The organism is Arhodomonas sp. AD133, assembly GCF_051195215.1.
GTDB lineage: Bacteria > Pseudomonadota > Gammaproteobacteria > Nitrococcales > Nitrococcaceae > Arhodomonas.
The window spans coordinates 1-1,268 of sequence record NZ_JBNAZM010000151.1 but is presented as its reverse complement, the minus strand read 5'-3'; the positions used below and the strand labels follow the sequence as shown (position 1 = coordinate 1,268).

The 1,268-nt window shown below is 53.4% G+C and carries 1 protein-coding gene and 2 pseudogenes; all 3 read left to right on the top strand.

The genetic code is table 11. The annotated features are described in order from the left end of the window. Nucleotides 1-78: 78 nt before the first annotated feature. Nucleotides 79-259: pseudogene (locus tag ACPEES_RS23465) on the top strand (restriction endonuclease subunit S); the annotation flags it as partial. Then, nucleotides 259-891: a restriction endonuclease subunit S gene (locus tag ACPEES_RS23460; RefSeq protein ID WP_435106942.1), complete on the top strand. Its 633-nt coding sequence runs from the start codon at nt 259-261 to the stop codon at nt 889-891. The pseudogene ACPEES_RS23465 and the gene ACPEES_RS23460, both read left to right, overlap by 1 nt. Continuing rightward, a pseudogene (locus tag ACPEES_RS23455) lies at nt 888-1,193 on the top strand (GIY-YIG nuclease family protein); the annotation flags it as partial. The gene ACPEES_RS23460 and the pseudogene ACPEES_RS23455, both read left to right, overlap by 4 nt. Nucleotides 1,194-1,268: the final 75 nt, after the last annotated feature.

Sequence of the window (1,268 nt, the reverse complement as noted above, 5' to 3'; positions counted from 1 at the left end):
AGGCAGTCTCGCAAGGCCTGCCTGGCTTGGAAAAGGGGGTAGCTGTTGACAGGAATACAATCAGGCGAGACCTGACACCTAGACCACGAAACCGCCCGCATCGACGCCCTGATCGAGGAGCAGCAGCGCCTGATCGAGCTGCTCAAGGAGAAGCGCCAGGCGGTGATCTCCCATGCCGTCACCAAAGGCCTCGACCCCGATGTGCCGATGAAAGACTCCGGCGTGGAGTGGCTGGGGGAGGTACCGGCGCATTGGAGAATGGAGAGGATAAAATGGCTTTTCCGACTGGTTAAGCGGCAAGGTGTTGAATCTCGCAATGTGTTATCTGTTTATCGCGAACATGGAGTAATAGAAAAATCATCACGGGTGGATAACTATAATAAAACACCGGAAGATCTTTCTCTTTATCAGTTGGTTAACGTTGATGACCTTGTTATAAATAAAATGAAGGCATGGCAGGGTTCTCTTGGAATTTCGGGGCATAAGGGAGTTACAAGTCCTGATTACGTGGTTTATGAGCCCTTGCATAAAGAATGTTCCAGATTCATTCACCATCTTCTTAGGTCCCATAATATGCCCAAGGTTTATGGGGCTATTTCAAATGGTGTAAGGCCAAGTCAATGGCGCTTAGAGGCTAGTGATTTCGAAAACATTTGGCTACCTCTCCCGCCATTTTCTGAGCAGCAACAGATTGTTGCTGAAGTTGAATCTGTTCTAAGAGAGATCGACGCACTCAGGACGGAAGCAGAACAGGCTGTGCCAATTTTTCAAGAGCGCCGATCAGCCCTGGTCTCCGCCGCCGTCACTGGAAAAATCGATGTCCGCGACTGGCAGCCACCAAGCTCGGAGGCGTTTCCGGAGGTGGCCGCTAGCGAAGGAGCCACCGCATGACCCAAGGCCGCAGCATTCGCCTGTTTCTGGTTGACGGCGCCCCCAACGGCTTGCTCACTGCCGAGATCATGAATTGGACCGGCCATGTGCTGACCGGCCCGCGCAGCAAGTTACCTGAGATCCTTGAGCGCCCGGAATGTGCCCGCACGGGCATCTATTTCCTGGTGGGACCTGATCCGGACAACAGCATGCGGCCTTTGGTCTACATCGGGGAAAGCGACGATGTCGCGGCGCGGCTCAAGCAGCATAACCGGGAGGAGGGAAAAGGCGGCAAGGATTTTTGGGAGAAGGTCTGTCTAGTTGTCGAGACTCGGGTGATCGTATACCAATTTTCGAAATAACTCGGGCCGATCCCGTTGCCATGCCTTGAGGGTCTG